General features: G+C 43.7%; 18 protein-coding genes and 1 pseudogene. 16 read left to right on the forward strand and 3 right to left on the reverse strand.

The window, feature by feature from the left end:
- Window positions 1-22: 22 nt before the first annotated feature.
- The 4 genes from rbsK to AVZ68_RS20705 all read left to right on the forward strand — a co-directional run bounded on the left by rbsK (window position 23) and on the right by AVZ68_RS20705 (window position 2484).
- Window positions 23-952 carry a ribokinase gene (gene rbsK, locus AVZ68_RS09785; RefSeq protein WP_082676464.1) on the forward strand — a complete coding sequence of 310 codons (930 nt, stop codon included), beginning with the start codon at window positions 23-25 and terminating at the stop codon, window positions 950-952.
- A gap of 64 nt (window positions 953-1016) precedes the next feature.
- On the forward strand, window positions 1017-1607 hold the full coding sequence (locus AVZ68_RS09790) for a KpsF/GutQ family sugar-phosphate isomerase (RefSeq protein ID WP_059104365.1): 591 nt from the start codon (window positions 1017-1019) through the stop codon (window positions 1605-1607).
- A gap of 18 nt (window positions 1608-1625) precedes the next feature.
- Window positions 1626-1826: a TRAP transporter small permease subunit gene (locus AVZ68_RS21050; protein WP_082676466.1), complete on the forward strand. Its 201-nt coding sequence runs from the start codon at window positions 1626-1628 to the stop codon at window positions 1824-1826.
- Window positions 1827-1926: 100 nt separating this feature from the next.
- The gene (locus AVZ68_RS20705) at window positions 1927-2484 is read left to right on the forward strand and encodes a TRAP transporter large permease subunit (RefSeq protein ID WP_059104366.1); all 558 of its coding nucleotides are present in this window, start codon (window positions 1927-1929) and stop codon (window positions 2482-2484) included.
- Between the two features lie 443 nt (window positions 2485-2927).
- Here AVZ68_RS20705 and AVZ68_RS09800 read toward each other — a convergent pair whose 3' ends face one another.
- Window positions 2928-3566 carry a helix-turn-helix transcriptional regulator gene (locus AVZ68_RS09800; RefSeq protein ID WP_059104367.1) on the reverse strand — a complete coding sequence of 213 codons (639 nt, stop codon included), beginning with the start codon at window positions 3564-3566 and terminating at the stop codon, window positions 2928-2930.
- 385 nt (window positions 3567-3951) lie between these two features.
- On the opposite strand from AVZ68_RS09800, the gene AVZ68_RS09805 reads away from it, so the two are divergent.
- Genes AVZ68_RS09805 through AVZ68_RS09820 form a run of 4 tightly spaced genes read left to right on the forward strand, consistent with a single transcriptional unit; the run spans window position 3952 to window position 8649 of the window.
- The gene (locus AVZ68_RS09805) at window positions 3952-5430 is read left to right on the forward strand and encodes a sodium:solute symporter family protein (protein WP_059104368.1); all 1479 of its coding nucleotides are present in this window, start codon (window positions 3952-3954) and stop codon (window positions 5428-5430) included.
- Window positions 5431-5449: 19 nt separating this feature from the next.
- Window positions 5450-6535, forward strand: coding sequence for an alanine racemase (locus tag AVZ68_RS09810; protein WP_059104369.1), 1086 nt, complete (start codon window positions 5450-5452; stop codon window positions 6533-6535).
- A 15-nt stretch (window positions 6536-6550) separates the two neighbouring features.
- Window positions 6551-8164 carry an N-acyl-D-amino-acid deacylase family protein gene (locus AVZ68_RS09815; protein WP_059104370.1) on the forward strand — a complete coding sequence of 538 codons (1614 nt, stop codon included), beginning with the start codon at window positions 6551-6553 and terminating at the stop codon, window positions 8162-8164.
- Window positions 8165-8184: 20 nt separating this feature from the next.
- Complete coding sequence (locus AVZ68_RS09820; protein WP_059104371.1) at window positions 8185-8649, forward strand: RidA family protein; 465 nt, start codon at window positions 8185-8187, stop codon at window positions 8647-8649.
- A 221-nt stretch (window positions 8650-8870) separates the two neighbouring features.
- Here the strand turns inward: AVZ68_RS09820 and AVZ68_RS20225 are convergent, their stop codons facing one another.
- The gene (locus tag AVZ68_RS20225; RefSeq protein ID WP_157404628.1) at window positions 8871-9014 is read right to left on the reverse strand and encodes a hypothetical protein; all 144 of its coding nucleotides are present in this window, start codon (window positions 9012-9014) and stop codon (window positions 8871-8873) included.
- A 595-nt stretch (window positions 9015-9609) separates the two neighbouring features.
- Here AVZ68_RS20225 and AVZ68_RS09825 point away from each other — a divergent pair.
- The 5 genes from AVZ68_RS09825 (at window position 9610) to AVZ68_RS09845 (ending at window position 14329) form a co-directional block, all read left to right on the forward strand.
- Window positions 9610-10626, forward strand: coding sequence for a LacI family DNA-binding transcriptional regulator (locus AVZ68_RS09825; RefSeq protein ID WP_059104372.1), 1017 nt, complete (start codon window positions 9610-9612; stop codon window positions 10624-10626).
- 64 nt (window positions 10627-10690) lie between these two features.
- Window positions 10691-11341 carry a ribulose-phosphate 3-epimerase gene (locus AVZ68_RS09830; RefSeq protein ID WP_281176611.1) on the forward strand — a complete coding sequence of 217 codons (651 nt, stop codon included), beginning with the start codon at window positions 10691-10693 and terminating at the stop codon, window positions 11339-11341.
- A gap of 68 nt (window positions 11342-11409) precedes the next feature.
- Window positions 11410-11880 carry a ribose 5-phosphate isomerase B gene (rpiB, locus tag AVZ68_RS09835; RefSeq protein WP_059104374.1) on the forward strand — a complete coding sequence of 157 codons (471 nt, stop codon included), beginning with the start codon at window positions 11410-11412 and terminating at the stop codon, window positions 11878-11880.
- A gap of 106 nt (window positions 11881-11986) precedes the next feature.
- Complete coding sequence (locus AVZ68_RS09840; protein ID WP_059104375.1) at window positions 11987-12919, forward strand: sugar phosphate isomerase/epimerase family protein; 933 nt, start codon at window positions 11987-11989, stop codon at window positions 12917-12919.
- A gap of 21 nt (window positions 12920-12940) precedes the next feature.
- The gene (locus AVZ68_RS09845; RefSeq protein ID WP_245628104.1) at window positions 12941-14329 is read left to right on the forward strand and encodes a PTS transporter subunit EIIC; all 1389 of its coding nucleotides are present in this window, start codon (window positions 12941-12943) and stop codon (window positions 14327-14329) included.
- Window positions 14330-14632: 303 nt separating this feature from the next.
- On the opposite strand, the pseudogene AVZ68_RS20710 reads toward AVZ68_RS09845, so the two are convergent.
- Window positions 14633-14737: pseudogene (locus AVZ68_RS20710) on the reverse strand (aldo/keto reductase); the annotation flags it as partial.
- Between the two features lie 283 nt (window positions 14738-15020).
- On the opposite strand from AVZ68_RS20710, the gene AVZ68_RS09850 reads away from it, so the two are divergent.
- Genes AVZ68_RS09850 through AVZ68_RS09860 form a run of 3 tightly spaced genes read left to right on the forward strand, consistent with a single transcriptional unit; the run spans window position 15021 to window position 18844 of the window.
- Window positions 15021-15995, forward strand: coding sequence for a substrate-binding domain-containing protein (locus tag AVZ68_RS09850; protein ID WP_180316691.1), 975 nt, complete (start codon window positions 15021-15023; stop codon window positions 15993-15995).
- Complete coding sequence (locus AVZ68_RS09855) at window positions 15992-17434, forward strand: sensor histidine kinase (RefSeq protein ID WP_059104377.1); 1443 nt, start codon at window positions 15992-15994, stop codon at window positions 17432-17434. Before AVZ68_RS09850 ends, AVZ68_RS09855 begins: the two co-directional genes overlap by 4 nt.
- Window positions 17435-17449: 15 nt before the next feature.
- A complete protein-coding gene (locus AVZ68_RS09860; protein WP_059104378.1) occupies window positions 17450-18844 on the forward strand; it encodes a response regulator in 1395 nt (464 codons plus the stop codon).
- Window positions 18845-18909: the final 65 nt, after the last annotated feature.

Genomic DNA, 18909 nt, shown 5'->3' on the forward strand with positions numbered 1-18909 from the left:
AATAGAGAGAGGATGAGTTTCGTTGGACATCGTTGTTATAGGAAGTTTTATGATGGATTTGGTCGTAAGGGCACCGAGAGCACCGGAAAATGGGGAGACCGTCATTGGAAGTCAATTTTCAAGATTTCCAGGCGGAAAGGGAGCGAATCAGGCAGTGACTGTCTCAAGGCTAGGGGGCAAGGTCACCATGCTCGGAAAGGTAGGGACAGATGATTTTGGCAAGGAGGCGGTGGCTACCCTACAGAGGGAGGAAATTAACATCGACCATTTGCTGCTTGATGAGAATCATGCTACAGGGGTAGGTTCGGTTACATTGGATGAGAATGGAGACAATCGCATCGTTGTGGTTCCAGGAGCGAATTATGCATATTCCACGAATGATTTAAGAACGGTAAAGAGTATTATCGCCAAAGCGAAAGTCTTGATCGTCCAACTGGAGATGGATGTAACGATGATTGAGGATGCCTTGGTTTGGGCAGCAGAGCACGGGGTCTCAACAATTTTGAACCCCGCTCCTGCCAGAGAGTTAAGTGATAATATACTTGAAAATGTCACTTTTCTTACACCTAATGAAACCGAAGCCGAGCTACTCACCGGAGTGAAAATTCGATGTTTGGAGAGCGCATTAATCGCAGGGAAAATGCTGGTAGATCGGGGGATTCAACATGTCATTGTGACCCTTGCAGACAAAGGTGCCCTTATCGTCAATCGCCAGGGATTTAAGAGTGTTCCAGGTTTCCCGGTACAACCAGTCGATTCTGTTGCTGCCGGGGATGCCTTCAACGGGGCGTTAGCGACGGGGTTAGTAAGAGGAAAGTCTTTAGAAGAGGCGGTCGTTTATGCAAACGCAGTTGGTGCCCTTACGGTTACAAGAGAAGGAGCCATTCCCTCTATTCCTTATCATCAAGAAGTGGAACCATTTATCAGAGGGCATAAAGAAGCACAGATATAGGAATGAAGAAAGAGTTTGTCAGACTGCTACAAAATAATAAATTGCTACGTTAGGAGGAATTGGGATGAGTATCTTAGATTATGTAAAGCAAACCATGGAATTAGAAGCATCTTCGATTAAGGCGGTAGCAGAACAATTGGGGGACGACTATGAAGAGGCGATAAAGATACTACAAGGGTGCAATGGAAAAGTCGTTGTAACGGGAGTGGGGAAATCCGGTCATGTAGGCAAGAAAATTGCAGCGTCACTAGCAAGTACAGGAACTCCGGCTTTCTTTGTTCACAGCACGGAAGGGGTTCACGGGGATCTAGGGATGATTGGTGCTGAGGATGTCGTCATCATGATTTCTAATAGTGGGGAAACGAGCGAAGTACTGAGCATGCTGCCATCACTCCATAGGATTGGTTCAAGAAAAATAGCCATTATTTCCAATGAAAACTCCACTCTCGCAGAAAACTGTGACGTCGCGCTTACCTATGGGTATGAGCATGAAGCAGACCATCTGCGGTTGGCTCCAACCACCAGTTCGACCATTTCCTTAGTTATTGGAGATGCCCTTGCTACAACACTTTCATTATTAAAAGATTTTACCTCAGAAGATTTTCACCTCTATCATCCAGGAGGAAGTCTCGGAAAAAGCCTCTCAAATAAATAAAAATGAAGAGGCACGCATATTTGCGTTGATTTTATCCTTACCTTCACGAACAAAAGCACAACGCGCATTCTGAACATTGGTGTCCATCTATTGACGCTCATTTTCTTAGTGCTGTTAACCATTTACAGTTGCTGTCTCGTGATTTTCACGTTTCAAAGCGGGCAAATTGCACCTTCGCTGGGGATCCCCTTCTTCTTTGCCTACTTGGCGATCCCATAGGGACGATTTTGTCCATGATCCACCTTATCATTGCAGCGCCACGAATTTGGAAAGGGGAAGCAGAAGTTGCAGGATCTACGCCGGAGGTGAGGGACGAGTCATGACAACAATACTCATTATTTTGATTCTACTATTGTTAGTAACGAGTGCACCAATCTTTGTCGCCTTTGGGCTGGCTGCCTTTCTAACGGTTATCTTTGTTACCGATATTCAACCAGTGATTTTGGTTCAACGTATATTTGGAGGGCTTGATCAATTCGCCCTGATGGCGCTGCCGTTCTTTATTTTTGCAGCGAACATCATGGATGCTGGCGGTTTGTCCGATCGTCTGTTACGTTGGGCGCGAGCCCTCGTTGGTCATATTACGGGTGGTGTAGCGATGACGGCTCAAGTCTCCAGTATGTTCTTGTTCAATATTTACCCGAAAAAGGGATCACTAACGTCAGGGGCAGATGGGGATGTCACGATTGTGGATATGGAAAAGAAAGCAACGATTAAACGAGAGGACCTTCATAGCAAAAGCAAGGTAACCGCCTATGATGGATTTTCCGTTCAAGGATGGCCCATACAGACGATCGTACGTTGTGCGACCGTGATGAAGGATGGAGAAATTTTTGGTGAGCCGGGTGAAGGCAGACTGATTAGGAGAAACAAATAGAGGAAGACATGGAGAAAGCCGGAACCTTGTTTCGGCTTTCTTGCTACTGGCCGTGAGAAGGCCACAAGAGACGTAACTTGTAGGTCGCTTGTTTCAAGTGAAAAAATCATTAACTTATTCACTCAACTTTCAGAGTGAAGTCACTTCTCACACGAGCGGTAATGACTTCACTTGAGCTATATCATTCCTTACATGAGCAGGAGTCGCCTCCGCTTAAGCACAAAAGGCTATTTTCCGAGCAAGTATGTGCAATGGCTTTAATTAAACGTTTGTTTAAAATTCTTCAGAGATGTTCAAAGTCCTTCCCCCTAGCGACAACCCTTTTCGTTAATCCGGCGCAAGTTCTTTGCTAAACAAAGGGTAAGCATCCGATGCTCACCCTTAGGGAAAACAGAAACTCTCTTGGTGAATGAGCCGTTCCATACAAGCTGACACCACCCCCACTAAGACGACCGGATTTCATCCAAATAATTATACAATGTAAACTTCGAAATTCCGAAAAAGCCGCAGACCCGATCTCCCGCTTTCTTAATGAGAAAGGCTCCTTTTTCATCGAGATATTTTAATGCGCTTCTTTTTTCATCCTTGGACATGTGAGAAACCGGTTTGCCAATATCTTTTTGACATTCTTTTAACAAATAATCAAGCAGTTCACTCACGTCACTAACGAAAACTTCGTCAACTTCTTGGTCATTGGTGTGCATGGTTAATGATTTAATGGCGTTTTCCGCCATCATCAGTTCGGAGATGTCCATGTTGATACAAAGGCTTCCAATGACTTCTTGGTTGCTATTTTTTAGATAGATGGACGAAGAGCGTAGTACCTTGCCATCGCGAGTCTGGGTGATGTAATTGTAGCGATCCCCTTCATTGGCGCTCCCTCGTAACACTTCTAGTCCTAAGTTGCTTCCACAATCGCCCACATTTCTGCCAGTGACATGCGAGTTTTCGATGAGGACAATGGTACTTTCGTATCCTTGCGTAAGGTCGTGTAAAACAACTTCACACTTGTCACCGAATTGAGCAGCAATCCCTTTAATCATGGAAGACAGTAGAGGGAGTTCGTCTTGTACACTTTCCATGCCTGCACCCTTTCTATAAAACTTTTATTCGATAAAAAAATTAGTTTGATTTTATTATACAGTCAATCCCTCTTTTTCTCAATTCGGAGCTGCTACAACGAGCAAAAGTAAAACGGATTCATTTTTTGTGAGAAAATACAACAAACCACTTTTCAAACGAATGAAAATCTGGTTTAATAAGTTATATAAAAATTTTTTAGTCAATAAAAATATTTTTAATCATACTGAGGGAGGGGATATGCGCAAGGTTTTTAACCGGTGGCACACCTGACGTACTAAGCGGAACCATCACGACTCATTGGAACAGTGCAATGGATTTATAAGCGCTTTAGTAATGGAGGGTATACGTAGGAAAACTAGGCAGAGAGATTTGGAGGTAGGTTATATGAACGAACCACAAGTCATTTATTTGGTTGTTTTTCTAGGGTTTACACTGGCGATGGTCATGGTAGGTATTCTGGTTTCAAGGAAAAATAAGAGTGGCGAGGACTTCCTCATGGGTGGTCGTGGGTTAACTCTTCCACTGCTGATCGGTACAACGACAGCGACCCTTGTTGGTACAGGCTCAAGTATGGGAGCGGTCGGTTTTGCCTTTGCGAATGGCTGGGCAGGGGCGCTGTACGGTGTTGGAGGCTCGCTAGGGATGATTTTATTGCTTGTGCTCTTTGCGGATGTCAGAAAATATAATTTTATGACCTTTTCAGAGGAGCTTAGCTTTTATTTTGGCGCGAACAAGCTGGTCAAAGGGATCACCTCAGTCCTGATGTACATTGCCTCGATCGGCTGGCTGGGCGCACATATTCTCGGAGGAAGCTTATACTTATCGTGGATTACGGGGCTTGATCCATTGTATGCGAAGGTCATTACCGCCTTAGGGTTTGCGGCGTATACCTTTATCGGAGGCTACTTAGCGGTTGTCTACACAGATACGATTCAGGGAGTGATTCTGTTTATCGGTTTTATCTTGCTCACCGTTTTAGCTATTCAGAAAATCGGTGGGCTTGGGGAAGTGACAAATGGGGTAACCAAAGAAATGAGTTCCTTCCTTGGCATTGGTCAAATGGGGATTGTACCTGCTATTTCTTTATTAGTGGTGATTGCGATTGGCGTTCTTGCTACCCCGTCGTATCGTCACCGGATTTACACGAGTGATAGTGTGAAAACGGTTAAACGTGGCTTTTTAATAACAGGAATCCTGTTTGCGCTTTTTTCGTTCTTCCCTTCCATTGTCGGGATGTCCGCTTATATTTTGAATCCGGAGATGTCTTCAGAGTACGCGTTTCCGTATTTAGCAACGGAAGTGTTCCCGCTTTGGATGGGAGCGATTGTGTTAATTGCTGGGTTAAGTGCCACCATGTCTTCTGGAAGTTCTGACTTTATTACGGGGGTCACGATCCTTCTGCGCGATGTGTACCAAGTGTTTACTGGAAGAATGCCAAAAAAAGAGAATATGATTGCTTCCTCTAGGGTGGCGCTACTGGTTACGTTAGTCTTAGCTTTCACATTTACTCTAGGAACGGACAACATCATTGACTACATCTCAAACTTTGTTTCTACCGTCATGTCCGGCTTATTCATTGCCGCTGTGTTAGGGAAGTTTTGGTCCAGAGCCACGTGGCAAGGAGGGATCGCCAGTTTGGTGGGTGGTTCGATTACGTCTTTTATTATTTTGGCAAATGAAAGCTTTTCCTCTTTCTGGGGAAATCCGGTGTTGCCGTCCTTGTTTGTCGCCCTCATTGCTGGGGTCGTCGTCAGCCTGGTGACCCCGAAAAACATGGTGACGGATGAAGAAGCTCTGGCAAGCTTGTCTAATGAACGCTCAATGGTAGATGAAGGAACCACGAAGGATTCAATGACACTTTAAGAAGAATGGAGGAGATAGAATGGAGACCCCGTTTATACAAATCGATCAGTCAAAAATGAATCGGAATATTGAAGGTATGGCAAGGATGGCGGAGCAAGCAGGAGTATCGCTTCGTCCTCATATCAAAACTCATAAAATTCCTGAAATCGCCGCCCTGCAAATGAAAGCAGGGGCGTCTGGGATTACCGTGGCTAAGACCACGGAAGCAGAAGTGATGGCCGAGCACGGGATCAAGGATATTTTTATTGCTTATCCAGTCGTTACAAAGGAAAAGTTGGATCGATTGCGAGTCTTAAATGAAAAAAGCAAGCTCATAGTCGGCGTTGATAGTTTGGAAGGCGCCTTGATTCTTTCTGATTATCTAAAGAGCGTGAACCAGGAGATGGAGGTTCGGTTAGAAGTGGACACAGGGCTACGAAGAACGGGGGTCCTGTATGACCAGGCTCTAACGCTGGCATTGGAAATTTCCAAGCTCCCTCACCTGCAACTGACGGGCATTTATACGTTCAGAGGGGCAATTCTAGCTGGAAAGCCGACGGTAGACCTTGAAGCCGCTGGAAAAGAAGAAGGAGAGGCGATGGTGCAATTAGCAGAGTCTTTGCGCGAAAATGGGGTGCCCATTAGGGATGTGAGCGTCGGTTCTACGCCCACAGCTTCTGCGGCTGCGAAGGTCAAAGGAGTAACGGAAGTCAGACCAGGGACGTACGTATTCTACGATCGAATGCAAGCGGCTTTTGGTGTCTGTGCCCTTGAGGATTGTGCGGCTAGTGTCATCGTCACTATTGTTAGCATCCCCTCCGATGATTTAATCATTATTGACGGTGGAAGCAAAACCTTTGCCACCGATGTCCAACCCGGTACGGACCCGCTTCAGCTTAAAGGTTTTGGCCATATTGTCAATCTGCCTGAAGGTGTCTTTGAGCGTCTGTCCGAGGAGCATGGCATGATAAGTGTGAACACCGCTCACTCCTTTAAGGTAGGCGACCAATTGGAAATCATTCCGAATCATATTTGTCCAACGATTAATCTCCATGACTATGTCTACCTGCAAGATGAAGACGAGCAGAAAAAGACCCGTGTTTTAGCAAGGGGGAAATTGCAATAGGGAGGAGTCGTTTAAATGCTAGATCTTGTCATAAAAAACGGTCGAATTATTGATGGAACAGGGAACCCCTGGTTCTTAGGAGATGTCGGTGTAAAGAATGGAGAAATTACCCATGTCGGAACCGTCGACGTTGAAAGCAAAGACGTGCTTGATGCCAAACGTCAAGTGATCTCTCCCGGGTTTATTGACGGTCACTCCCATTCCGATCTTCTTGTTATCGACGATCCTTGCATGGATATCAAGCTTCAGCAGGGGGTGACGACAGAGGTCGTTGGGAATTGTGGCTTGGCGCCAGCCCCGTTTCTAGAAGGAAAGGGGGACCTTCTTCAGCAATACATTGGGCCGGTCATCGGTGAAACGGCAAAGCCTTGGTCCTGGTCGAGCATTGAGGAATACATCCAAACATTGGTGGTTTCAAACACCTCGGAAAACGTGGCCACCTATGTTGCCCACGGGGCTTTACGAATTGCGGTGATGGGGTTTGAAAATCGTCCAGCGACAAGGACTGAACTCTCCCAGATGAAGCACTTATTGAATGAAGGAATGAAAGCGGGGGCGATTGGTCTTTCCATCGGGCTTCTCTATTCGCCCGGTCGGTATTCGTCTAAAGAAGAATTGGCGGAGCTATGTGAGGTGTTGCCTGCTTACAACGGCTTGCTTTCCACCCATATTCGCGGGGAAGGGAATAACTTGATTGAATCCGTCAAAGAGGTGATATGGATTGCGGAGAGGGCAGGGATTTCCCTCCATATTAGCCACCTTAAAGCGGCGGGAAAACGGAATTGGGGCATGGTCTCTAAAGCGTTGGAAATGATCGAAGACGGGCGGGCAAGGGGACTCGATGTCACCTGTGATGTCTACCCCTATGAAGCTGGCTCAACCATGCTTTCGACCGTATTGCCGCCATGGACCCTTGAGGGAGGAATGGCTGAATGCCTCGATCGTATTCGGAAGCCGGAGGTACGTGAGAAAATCAAGGCGGAATTAAGCGAAGAACAGGAAGAATGGGATAACCTTATCGTTTCGACAGGGTGGGACAGTGTCGTCATTTCCGCTGTGTCTGAGAACAATCAACACCTGGAAGGCCAAAGCATTGAGGCGATTAGTCAAAGCCTTGGGCAAGACCCTGCTGACACGGCTCTTGATTTATTACTGAAGGAAGATGGGAACGTCTCAATTGTGTTTTTTCATATGTCCGAGAGCGACGTCGAACAAGTGCTAGCATCCGATTACTCTCTTATTATTTCCGATAGTCTCGGCTGTTCCACGGGGAAGCCTCATCCGAGAACGTATGGTACCTTTCCAAGAATTTTTGAAACGTACGTGCGTGAGAAGAAAACCCTGAACTTGGAGCAAGCGATTCGAAAGGTGACCTCCTTTCCTGTGCAACGATTTTTACTAGGAAACCGGGGTCTACTCAAACCAGGATATGCCGCAGATATCACGATTTTTAACCCAGAAACCATCAAGGCTACAGCGACCTACCAAGACCCGATTCACTATCCAACGGGCGTTGACCATGTCTTTGTGAATGGCATCAAAACCGTCAGCCAAAACGAGAACCTAAAAACAAACAATGGATCGATGATACGAGCGCAGCGTACCCTTCAGTGCTCGCGCCACCATTAAAAGCCAAAGGAGAGAATAGCATGTCTGTGACCACAAGATTAGAAGAATTAAAGATTGAACTCCCAACCCCAAGCGAGCCGAGGTTCGTCTACGTTCCGTGCAAGCGCACAGGGAACCTCGTTTATACATCAGGCCAAGATTGCCGCAAAAACGGCGAGTTGGTTCATAAAGGAAAGCTCGGCAGTGACTTGACAATGGAGGAGGGACAGGAAGCCGCAGAAGTAGCCGTGATTAACTGCTTGTCCGTCATTCAAGCGGAAATCGGCAGCCTTGATCACATCAAACAAGTCGTCAAGATGCTCGCCTTCGTAAACTCCGCGCCCGGCTTTTCTGATCAGCCTTATGTGATTAATGCCGCTTCCACATTGCTCGAGAAAATTCTTGGGGAAGAGAAAGGCAAGCACGCCCGCTCCGCTATTGGGACGAGTGAGCTTCCTTTTGACACGCCGGTGGAAATTGAGCTGATTGTGGAGGTGGAGGGGTAAGAGGGGCTTATGTTAGAGATTGCCTAATCGTTTCAAGTGAAAAGTTGAAACGATTGGGTGATTTTGTGGTCCAATTCATTCTTTCCTTGCCTCGCTCGACTCTTGTCTTGCAAGTGGCAACGACTATTTCTAAAACGGCTCCGTGGTCGCGCCGGGGGTTATCTTAATCGCCATCACGGTGGCCCAAGGCCCTCAATAACCTCATTTCCGTCATGGAATCGTCACTTCTTTGCCGAAAATACAGGAAACGTTGTCGTACCATCAATATATAGGCTATTCACATCCTTTTCATTTAGAGCTTCTTCTAGTCTTCCCAGTGCTTTCTCTAAATTAGCCAAACTCTGTAATGCTTTTCTTTTGTACATCAACATTTCCCCTCCTTTGGTGTAGCTAGATGCCCCTTAATTGTAAATATCTTACTATAGGGCAGGTAGAGGAGCAAATGCTGACTTGCAAACGGGAGTGGCCACTGTCAAAGCGTCCGGTACTTCAACAACCCTGTAGGAGAAATGAGAGGGGTTAAACCTGCCTGCGCAAGTAAGTCTCGAAAATTTTCACCCCTATCCAGTAGACCGTAAAAAATATAAAAAGAGCTACGTTAACTTATCCAGATGAATTTTTTCAATTGCCTTTTTAGCTTTTGCCAAAAGAGGACAAGCTAATTTCTTACATTCCCGTTCAAACATATCCTCGATTGTTAGTGTTGCCGTCGGAAGGCTTCTAACTGTCGAGAGGATGTTTCTTTGTTTTTTTGATGTGTTTTAATGCTTTCTACCCATGGCTTCTCAAGCACCATGATCATGCCTGTAATTTGGTAAATAGGTAGTGTTTTTTCATGGCATTGTAGTTCCTGTCTGTTTGCATGTTGAATTCACTTCACTAATTTGCTTGCTTGCACTTTTATATTATGTTATAGTTAAGCCATAAATGAGTAAACGTTTTCTCACGGGATGAGTGATTATGAAACCAAATCAAATGTCTATTAAAGAAATCGCCAAGCTTTGTGATGTATCTGTTGCTACTGTTTCAAGAGTTATCAATAATAATGGACGTTTTTCAGAAAAAACGCGGAAAAAGGTGCTTGATGTTATTGAAAAACATCAATATAATACAAACACAGTAGCGAAAACATTAAGAATTCAAAAATCAAAAACAATTGGTATTATCGTTCCTGACATTGGTAATGATTTTTTCTCTACTATTGTTCATAAAATTGAAAGCTATTTCTTTGAAAGAGGATACTCCACCTTTATTTGTAACACTGATAGGAGTATAGAGAAAGAAAGGGCTTATATTAGATCACTTGATTCAAAAATGGTTGATGGTCTTTTATGCATCTCGGGTCAAGAAGAGATTGAGGCATCTTTGTTAAGTAGAGATATTCCGATTGTAACGATTGATAGACGCCCTAAAATAACTAATAAACTAACAATTATTGAATCAAATCATTTACATGGTGGATATTTAGCAACCAAACATTTAATTGAAAAAGGTTGTAAACACCCTATCGTTTTATCAAAGAAAAATAGGTTATCACCTGATAATGATCGTATTGAAGGGTTCAAAAAGGCTTTAACAGAGCGAGATATACCTATTACACATCATTCTGTTGTTGAAACTACTGATAATCGTAAAAACAATGTGGATGCAGCACGAAAAGCTATTCGCCATGAATTAAAAAGCGGAAGAAATTTTGATGGTGTTTTTGCAACAAATGATTGGTTGGCACTTGGTGTTATAAAAGAACTTGCAGATTCTGGTGTGAGAGTTCCGGAAGAAGTGAAGGTAGTAGGTTTTGATGATGATAAGATTGCGAAGTATTCAGAGATACCACTTACTACAATTAGACATGATGTTCCCGAAATAGCGGAGGTAACATCAAAACTTTTTTACAAGCTGCTTAATGAAGAAGTTGTTATGAGTAATCATAAGCATATAAAAATTCCAGTTGAATTGATTGTTAGAAAAACAACTTGAAGGAACAGTTTCTGTGTTCTTTCGCCCGTTGAGTAAACGATTACTCAAAAAAGGAGTGTAGACATTGGGAAAAATATTGTGTCCGTCAATGATGTGTGCCAATTTCGCTAAATTAGAGAAAGAAACAGTCGACCTTGATAAAGCGGGTATTGATGTCTTCCACATTGATATTATGGATGGTAGCTTCGTGCCGAACTTTGCAATGGGGTTGCAAGATTTTAATATTATTCGTAAAAATACAGAGAAAATAGTTGATGTACATTTAATGATTAATAATCCTGGTAATTATGTAGATTTATTCGCTGAAAAGGGTGCGGATATAATTTATATTCACCCAGAAGCAGACATTCACCCAACACGTACACTCGACAAAATTAGACAAGCAGGTGTAAAAGCGGGGATTGCGATTAATCCTGGTACATCAGTAGCTTCAGTTCAAGAGTTACTAGGCTTAGTAGACTATATCATGGTTATGACAGTGAATCCTGGATTTTCTGGTCAAATTTATTTAGATTATGTTGATGAAAAGATTAATCAGTTAGTGGAATCACAAGAGAATTTTAATTATCAGATTATGGTTGATGGAGCCATTTCACCAGTGAAAATTGAAAAATTAAGTGTTATTGGAGTCGAGGGGTTTATACTTGGAACTTCATCTTTATTTGGTAAAGAAAAAGATTATGCAACAATCCTATCAGAACTGAGGAAATTATAAAAATCTAAAAAATTAATAAAACATTCACAGGCAAAAGAAAATTGAAAAACAATAGGAGGTCATTCTTTATGAAATTAGCGATTGGCGGCGATCACGTAGGATTAGAATTAAAACCAGCAATTATAGATTATTTGAAAGAGTTAGGACATGAGGTTGAAGATTTCGGTGCATACTCAACTGATCGCACAAATTATCCGAAATATGGTCGTATAGTCGCAGAAGAAGTAGCAACTAACAATTTCGATGGGGGTATCTTAATTTGTGGTACTGGTGTTGGAATCTCAATTTCAGCTAATAAAGTAAAAGGAATCCGTGCTGTAGTATGTAGCGAGCCATATTCTGCAAAGTTATCTAAAGAACATAACAATACAAATATTCTAGCATTCGGATCACGTGTTGTTGGGTTAGAGTTAGCAAAAATGATTGTTAAAGAATGGCTAGATGCTGAATTTGAAGGCGGGCGTCATGCACGTCGTGTTGGAATGATTGGTGATATGGAAAACGATTATCACACAGAAGATAATCCATGTGGTTGTTGATTGTTGCTTTGTTGACAATCACAACTTACAAGTTTCATTAATTAAACGCGGAAATAACCAGTAAAGATGCTGCGCCTTAACCAACAATTAGATCGGAGGATTTTAAATGAAGTTAGCTACTCGTATTAATTCATTTTTACCCGTATACGAAAATGATTTGGCACATGTATTTTCAAAGTTTAACAGTCTAGGTCTAACGCACGTAGATTTAAACTATCCTGAGCATGTAGAAGGATATTCTAGCGCAGAAATGAAAGCGCTACTAGCTGAAAATGATTTAAAAGCTAATGGGGTTGCATTACGTTTTAGAAAGGATTTTATCAACGGTGAACTAGGAAACGCCGATGAAAAGATATCTCAGGAAGCGTTGCAATTATCAAAAGAAGCTGTAGATTATTGCCGCGAAATAGGAGGTGAAGTCGTTACAATCTGGTTAGGTTTTGATGGATTTGATTACAGTTTCCAAATTAATTACCAGAAAGTGTGGAATCAAATAGTAGATGCGTTTAAAGAAATTGCAGATTATGCACCAGGATTAAAAATAGGGATTGAGTATAAACCATTTCAACCAAGAGCATATGCATTTATTGATAGTATGGGCATAGCAGGTATGATGTTAAATGATATTGACTGTGACAATGTAGGTATCACGCTTGATTACTGTCATATGTTAATGAAACATGAAAATCCAGCTTTTGCTGCTGATATTTTTGGTAACCGCAATAAGTTGTTCGGTGTTCATCTAAATGATGGATATGGACTAAATGATGATGGATTAATGATTGCTACTTCTACACCATTTAAAACATTAGAATTTCTTTATTATGTTAAAAGACATAATTATAATCATGCAATATATTTTGACACATTCCCTGTTATTGAAGGTGCAGTTAAAGAATGTGAACAAAACATTAAGATGATTACGTTGCTAAACCACATGATTGATAATGTTGGTTTAGATTATATCCAAAATATTATTGATCGTAATGATGCGATTGAAGCAAGTAATCTCATGATTAAATTTCTATCTAACAAATAAAAAAAATCGAGGTGGATAAAAATGGCGATGGACTACAAAAATGGTGCTAAGGAGATAGTAGAAAATATCGGTGGTAAAGAAAATATCTCAGGTATGACACACTGTGCAACACGTTTAAGGTTGAATTTAAAAGATGATTCAAAAGCCGATACTAGTACAATTAAACAAATTGATGGTGTTGTAAATATAGTAAATAAAGCTGGTCAATATCAAATCTTAATTGGTACTGATGTTCCAAAATTGTATGCTGAAATGGAGAAATTAGTTGGTGATGAAAAAACGGACACATCTGCGTCAGCAAATAATGAAAGATCCTCAAAAGGGATTGTTAATAATATTTTCTCAGCAGTATCCAGTATTTTCGCTCCGTTGCTACCGGCATTAGCTGGCTCTGGTATTTTGAGAGGGTTACTTCTACTTTTTGCTCAATTAGGGTGGTTAGATGAAACAAGTGGTACTTATCAAATTTTAACAGTAGCCTCAATGTCTGTGTTCTATTTCTTACCAGTATTACTTGCATTCACTTCAGCTAAAAGATTTGGTGCTGATCCATTTATATCAGTGCTAATCGGTGCCTCGCTATTACACCCTGATTTTATTGCTATGATGGGTGATGTTGGAAATGGTGCAACAACAACCTTCCTTGGTATTCCAACAGTATTGATGAATTATAACTCGACGGTTGTACCTATTATTCTGGCGATTTTGGTTTACTCTTACTTGTATAAATGGCTTGATCGTAAGATTCCTGAAACTCTTAAATTAGTTGTCTTACCGCTTGTATCTTTAGCTATTATGGTACCGTTAACAACGATTGCAATTGGGCCTCTTGGTGTTTATGGTGGGGAATTAATTGCTAATCTTGTTAACTGGTTGATTGAAGAAAGTAGTGTTCTGGCAGGTATTCTTGTAGGTGGTGGCTGGTCTGTTCTAGTAAGTTTAGGCATTCACTGGGCAGTTAACCCGATCATGATTAATAACGTGGCTACTTATGGTTTTGACTATATCGTACCATTCACATTTGCATGTAACTTTGCTACTATCGGTGTCGCTTTAGGTGTATTCCTTAAAGCGAAAGATCGTGATATTAGGAACTTCTCTATGACTGGTGTAGTTACCATTAGTCTATCAGCAATTATCGAACCACTAGTTTTCGGTCTGTTAGTTAAGAACAAAAAATTATTCTTAGCACAAATTATTGGTGGTGCAATTGGTGGTGCTTATTTAGGATTAACTAAGGTGTATACAAACGCATTCGTATTCGGTAGTGTAACTACCTTTCCTGCATTTGTAGGTGAAAATACAGCAAATTTTATTAATGCAATGATTGGTCTTGCAATTTCTTTTGTAGCTGCAACTATACTTGGATTTATCTTTGCAAGAAAAGATGAAAAATTAGTTAGTGACTAAAAAATTCAAGGTAATCATGAGGTTCCGGATTTCTAGCTTCACTTTGTATAATGATTTAGCTGAGAGCCGTGCCAGTAGGAGCACGGCTCTCAGCTAGTACAGCACCACCTCACTCACCATCGACAGTTCTAGCTTCTCTAGGGTGAGCATCGGATGCTTACCCTTTGTCTTTCACCACTCTTCTGAGGGAATGGTTGGAGCTCAGACTGCTTGTTTGCTCCTTTACCAAAAAAGGTCCCCAGCAAATTGGGGACCCATTAACTGATTCACAAGCACAAACCATCAACTGCAAATACGAATGACTTATCCCTCTAAAATCGACTCAATCTGATCGAGCGACTCCTCCGACAGTTTAACACCACTCGCTTTTACATTTTCTTCGACCTGCTCTGGCCGACTAGCGCCTATTCCCGCGGGTATTTGCGCAGCACTTCCCCAACGACTTTTTCCGCTTCCCCGCGCGGCCGTATCAAAAAAAACTCATGCCAAGCCACTAGAAGACGGAGGGGAGCCGGAGTTAAGCACAGTACAGTTAACGAACATTGCAGCTATATTCCTGGAAGCTCGATCTGCTCAGGCAGGCAGCTTTATTCGTGCCACCCTTTACTCAGAATTCTCCGCCAATCGAGCAGGATTTGCGCCATACTTGTGGAATACACTGGCTATAACACAACGAGGAGAGTTGATGGGAGTGGCCGAATCGGAGAAAGCGTCGTTTTTTTACGCGTTTGTCGGGCTGCTGTTTACAGTGGGTCTTCTTTTTACGCTTTATTACGGGAAGCAGGCTTTTTATGTGGAGAGGGCAGAAGTCAACACACGCCAGTACGAGTATCATTTCGCGTTGGTTTCGGAGGAGGCGGACAATAGCTATTGGAGGCTGTTTGAGCGAAGCGCAAGGGCAAAGGCAGAGGAAAAAGGCGTTTATCTTGAGGCCGTCGGTCCGAAACAGAGTGATACAGGGGAGGCGTTGCGGGCGATTGACCGCATGATTGCTACGGGTGTCGACGGAATTGTGATGCAAGGGTTCCCGGGAGCGGCCGCGGTTGACATTGTGAATAAAGCAGTGGAACGTGGCATTCCTGTGATAACGGTACATAGCGATATGCCGGAAAGCAACTGCTCTGCTTATCTCGGTGCAGATAACTACGAAGCTGGTTTTCGTGCAGGGGAAGAATTGGTGCAGGAGACAGAGGGTCCGATCTTTGTCGGGCTGGTGACAGGGAATTTAAAATCATCCGACCAGTATTTGAGGCTTGAAGGATTTGAAGATGCGATTGAGTACTCGGAGCGCATTCAAATTGTGGCTGTGAAAGAAGCCAACCATACGGAATCTGGCGCCACACAGATCACCTATGCGTTGCTGCGCCAGGACCCGGAAGTGAACGCGCTGATCAGCACAAGTGCACTCAATGGAACAGGCGTGATGCAAGGTGTAAATGAAAGCGTCGTCAGTGAGCGTCCCTATATCCTTGCCTTTGACTATAGGGAAAGGGAGGCGGCCTTTTCTACTGGGGAGCTTAATAGCCTCATCTTGCATAATCCTGAGGAAATCGGGGCGAGGGCGGTGGAGCTTATGTTGGAATGGCAGAATGGGAGCTCGGCTAAAGTCCTGCCTGTGTCGTCCCCCATCCTTCGTTCAGAAGATCAGGGAGGAGGCGGAAGATGAAGTGGTTTTCTTCCATACGAGCGAAGCTGCTCCTCTGCTTTCTCGTGTTTATTCTGTTATTTAACATCGTATCGATCGCTATTTATATGAGTTCAAACCGACTAACGAATGAATACGATACAAGTTTTGAGCGGTTTCTTTTGTATAACGACGTTTCACAACATGCGAACGAGCTGTATGAACACACACGGGCATATGTGAGCGAGCGGGGCGAGGAGCAATTGAATGCGTATTTTGAAAAGCGAGCGGATATTAAGTGGAACGTGGAGCGGCTCCGTGCTGAGCAAGGCGAGGAGGCGTTTCACCTTTCCACTTACATCAGTTTAATAGAGACCCATGTTCAAAATAGTGAGATCACGATTGGGTTTGTGTTGCGTGAGGATGTGGAAGGCTACACGGCCTTTCTACAGGAAACCCAGAACACTGCTGTATACATTCAAGAGGACACACTTGGCCTGATTGATTTTGGGTTAACCGAGTATCAAAGCATGTACAGAGATTTGCAGAGCCGCAACGAAGCATTTCGAACCTTTGCGGTGTTCTTGTTTGCCACAACGGCTTGTCTGGCGATCCTTGCCGCGTTTTGGTTTTCAGGGGGGATTCACAAGCCGGTCCAAGCCTTGTCTTCAGCGGCAAAAGAAGTGTCAAAAGGCAATTTCTCAGGGACGCCTGTAAAAATTGAATCCAATGACGAAATGAAATTGCTTGGCGACGCGTTTAACCGGATGCGCACAGACATCAACGCTTATGTTGAGGAAATGAAGGAAAAGGCGGAGATGAGCCGGCTCATGAATGAGCTGGAGTTCAAGCATTTGCAAAACCAAATGAATCCGCACTTTCTGTTTAATACGTTAAATACGGTATCGAAAATGGCCTATTTGGAAAATGCCCATACGACCTCAGAGCTGATGGATTCCGTGTCGAGGCTGCTGCGGTACAATCTCGGCAGTGCGGACAAGGCTGTCCCGTTAAAAGACGAGGTTGATGTGGTGCGTAGTTACTTCCATATTCAGCAGACGCGCTTTCAAGAACGCATCGATTTTCAGATTGAAATGGAGGAGGAAGCATTAGACGTGAACGTGCCGCGCCTGGTTTTGCAGCCTTTGGTCGAGAACGCCTGCATCCACGGAGTCGAGTCTCTAGAGGAAGGCGGCACGATCACGCTGCGTATTTTTACACAGGGACCTTATACCATTGTAGAGGTTGCGGACAACGGGATTGGGATGACGCAGAAACAAGTGGAGGCTGTCTTCGCTCGTTCTGTTGAAGAGGCGGCGCATGTTGGCCACTCGACGCAAATTGGAATGGCCAATGTGAGGCGCCGCCTGCAGCTTTTTTATCAGCAGGAGCATCTGTTTGATGTCCGATCGACGCTGAGGGAAGGAACGGTGATTCGGCTTTATCTGCCGAATGAACAGGAAAATGAGGAAAGCGCATAAGGGGGAGAGGAAGGGATGAAGATTTTAATTGCGGAAGACGAAATGCTTGAGCGCAAAGCGATGAGGAAATTTCTCGAAACCCACTTTCCGAATATGGCCATTGTGGGAGAAGCCATCAATGGAAGAATGGCGGTTGAGATGGCGAAAGAGATGCGGCCAGATATCCTATTGATGGATATCCAGATGCCTGGAATGAATGGACTTGAGGCGATACAGGAAATTCGAACCGTTTTGCCGGGAGTTCAATTGATTATGATTACGGCCTATGATTCATTTCACTATGCCAAAGAAGCGCTCCAGCTAGGGGCAAAGGCGTATATTTTAAAACCAAGCCGAAAAGAGGAAACGATTGAGGCAATCAAGCGCGTTGAATTAGACATTGAAGAGGAACGCAGTAGGCTTGAAAAGCAAAGCCAAACCCTAGCGCTTGCCAAACAGCTCCTTGTTTCCAAAGTGGTACACGGTGCAACAGAACTGGACGAGCTGCAACAAAGACTGTATCCAACGATGACGAGTGGGTATGTGTTAGCGATTGATAGCGCGAGCGAGCAAGCGAAAGCAAAACTGACGGCCGGTGTACACGCGTGGACAACCGATGAGATCCTCGTTCATGAACAGTTTGAATACAGGCGGGTAATCCTTCTTTGCATCAGTGACGAGCAGCGAGAAAAGAAGGAGGCGGAGCGGCTAAAGAAACGCGTTCAACGGGAGTGTGGTGATGCTGTCCGTATTGCTTGTGGGCAGCCGCGCAGCAATGTGAAGCAGTTTGCTTGCAGTTTCTACGAGGCCATTTCTGCTCTCTATGCAGAAGTGGAGGGGACGACGGTTGAACGCTCTTTAGCAGCCAAGGATTGGCGTGGGAAGTTCATTGTTGCTTTTCAAAAAGGCGATACCGGAAGAGCACTTGCATGTAGACATGAGCTGCATCAGCTTGGCGAGTCTGTTGATGAGGAATTGTATTACGTAATGAGGCAATTGCTCGATCAAAAAAAGATTGAGCCGCCACCTGTTGCTAAAACAGAACTCCGAACCGAAGAAGAGTGGCGTAGCTATGTGCAGCAATGCTGCGAGCGAATCAAGAATCACTACCAATCAATGAACCAGATGGAGCGCACAAAGATCTGGGTGCAAGCGAATCTCGATCAAGCGATAACGCTTGATAAAGCAGCTGCCTATGCGAATTTAAGCTCCGCATACTTTTCCAATGTATTCAAAGAGACCACGGGGGAAAACTTTGTGGACTATGTCACAGGGGTTCGAATGCAAAAAGCGGTTGAGCTCCTGGCAGAGCAGCACTACAGCCTTAAGGAGATTAGCTATATGGTCGGTTACAAGGACCCGAACTATTTCAGTCGTGTGTTTAAAAAACATTATCAAGTCGCCCCCAGTCAGTACTCCGCCTATAAATAATGCTTACTTTCGTAAAAAAGTACAGAGACTCATTCTTCTACCAAGCTGCACAGGACTGTATACTG

Origin of the sequence: Shouchella shacheensis (assembly GCF_001484965.1) — a bacterium.
Classification (GTDB): domain Bacteria; phylum Bacillota; class Bacilli; order Bacillales; family Bacillaceae_D; genus Shouchella; species Shouchella shacheensis.

Excerpts from the sequence above, each read along its gene's own strand:
- AVZ68_RS09790 (WP_059104365.1), top strand. The coding sequence starts at position 1,017 with ATGAGTATCTTAGATTATGTAAAGCAAACCATGGAATTAGAAGCATCT.
- AVZ68_RS20705 (WP_059104366.1), top strand. The coding sequence starts at position 1,927 with ATGACAACAATACTCATTATTTTGATTCTACTATTGTTAGTAACGAGT.
- AVZ68_RS09800 (WP_059104367.1), bottom strand. The coding sequence starts at position 3,566 with ATGGAAAGTGTACAAGACGAACTCCCTCTACTGTCTTCCATGATTAAA.
- AVZ68_RS09805 (WP_059104368.1), top strand. The coding sequence starts at position 3,952 with ATGAACGAACCACAAGTCATTTATTTGGTTGTTTTTCTAGGGTTTACA.
- AVZ68_RS09810 (WP_059104369.1), top strand. The coding sequence starts at position 5,450 with ATGGAGACCCCGTTTATACAAATCGATCAGTCAAAAATGAATCGGAAT.
- AVZ68_RS09815 (WP_059104370.1), top strand. The coding sequence starts at position 6,551 with ATGCTAGATCTTGTCATAAAAAACGGTCGAATTATTGATGGAACAGGG.
- AVZ68_RS09820 (WP_059104371.1), top strand. The coding sequence starts at position 8,185 with ATGTCTGTGACCACAAGATTAGAAGAATTAAAGATTGAACTCCCAACC.
- AVZ68_RS20225 (WP_157404628.1), bottom strand. The coding sequence starts at position 9,014 with ATGTACAAAAGAAAAGCATTACAGAGTTTGGCTAATTTAGAGAAAGCA.
- AVZ68_RS09825 (WP_059104372.1), top strand. The coding sequence starts at position 9,610 with ATGAAACCAAATCAAATGTCTATTAAAGAAATCGCCAAGCTTTGTGAT.
- rpiB (WP_059104374.1), top strand. The coding sequence starts at position 11,410 with ATGAAATTAGCGATTGGCGGCGATCACGTAGGATTAGAATTAAAACCA.
- AVZ68_RS09840 (WP_059104375.1), top strand. The coding sequence starts at position 11,987 with ATGAAGTTAGCTACTCGTATTAATTCATTTTTACCCGTATACGAAAAT.
- AVZ68_RS09845 (WP_245628104.1), top strand. The coding sequence starts at position 12,941 with ATGGCGATGGACTACAAAAATGGTGCTAAGGAGATAGTAGAAAATATC.
- AVZ68_RS09855 (WP_059104377.1), top strand. The coding sequence starts at position 15,992 with ATGAAGTGGTTTTCTTCCATACGAGCGAAGCTGCTCCTCTGCTTTCTC.
- AVZ68_RS09860 (WP_059104378.1), top strand. The coding sequence starts at position 17,450 with ATGAAGATTTTAATTGCGGAAGACGAAATGCTTGAGCGCAAAGCGATG.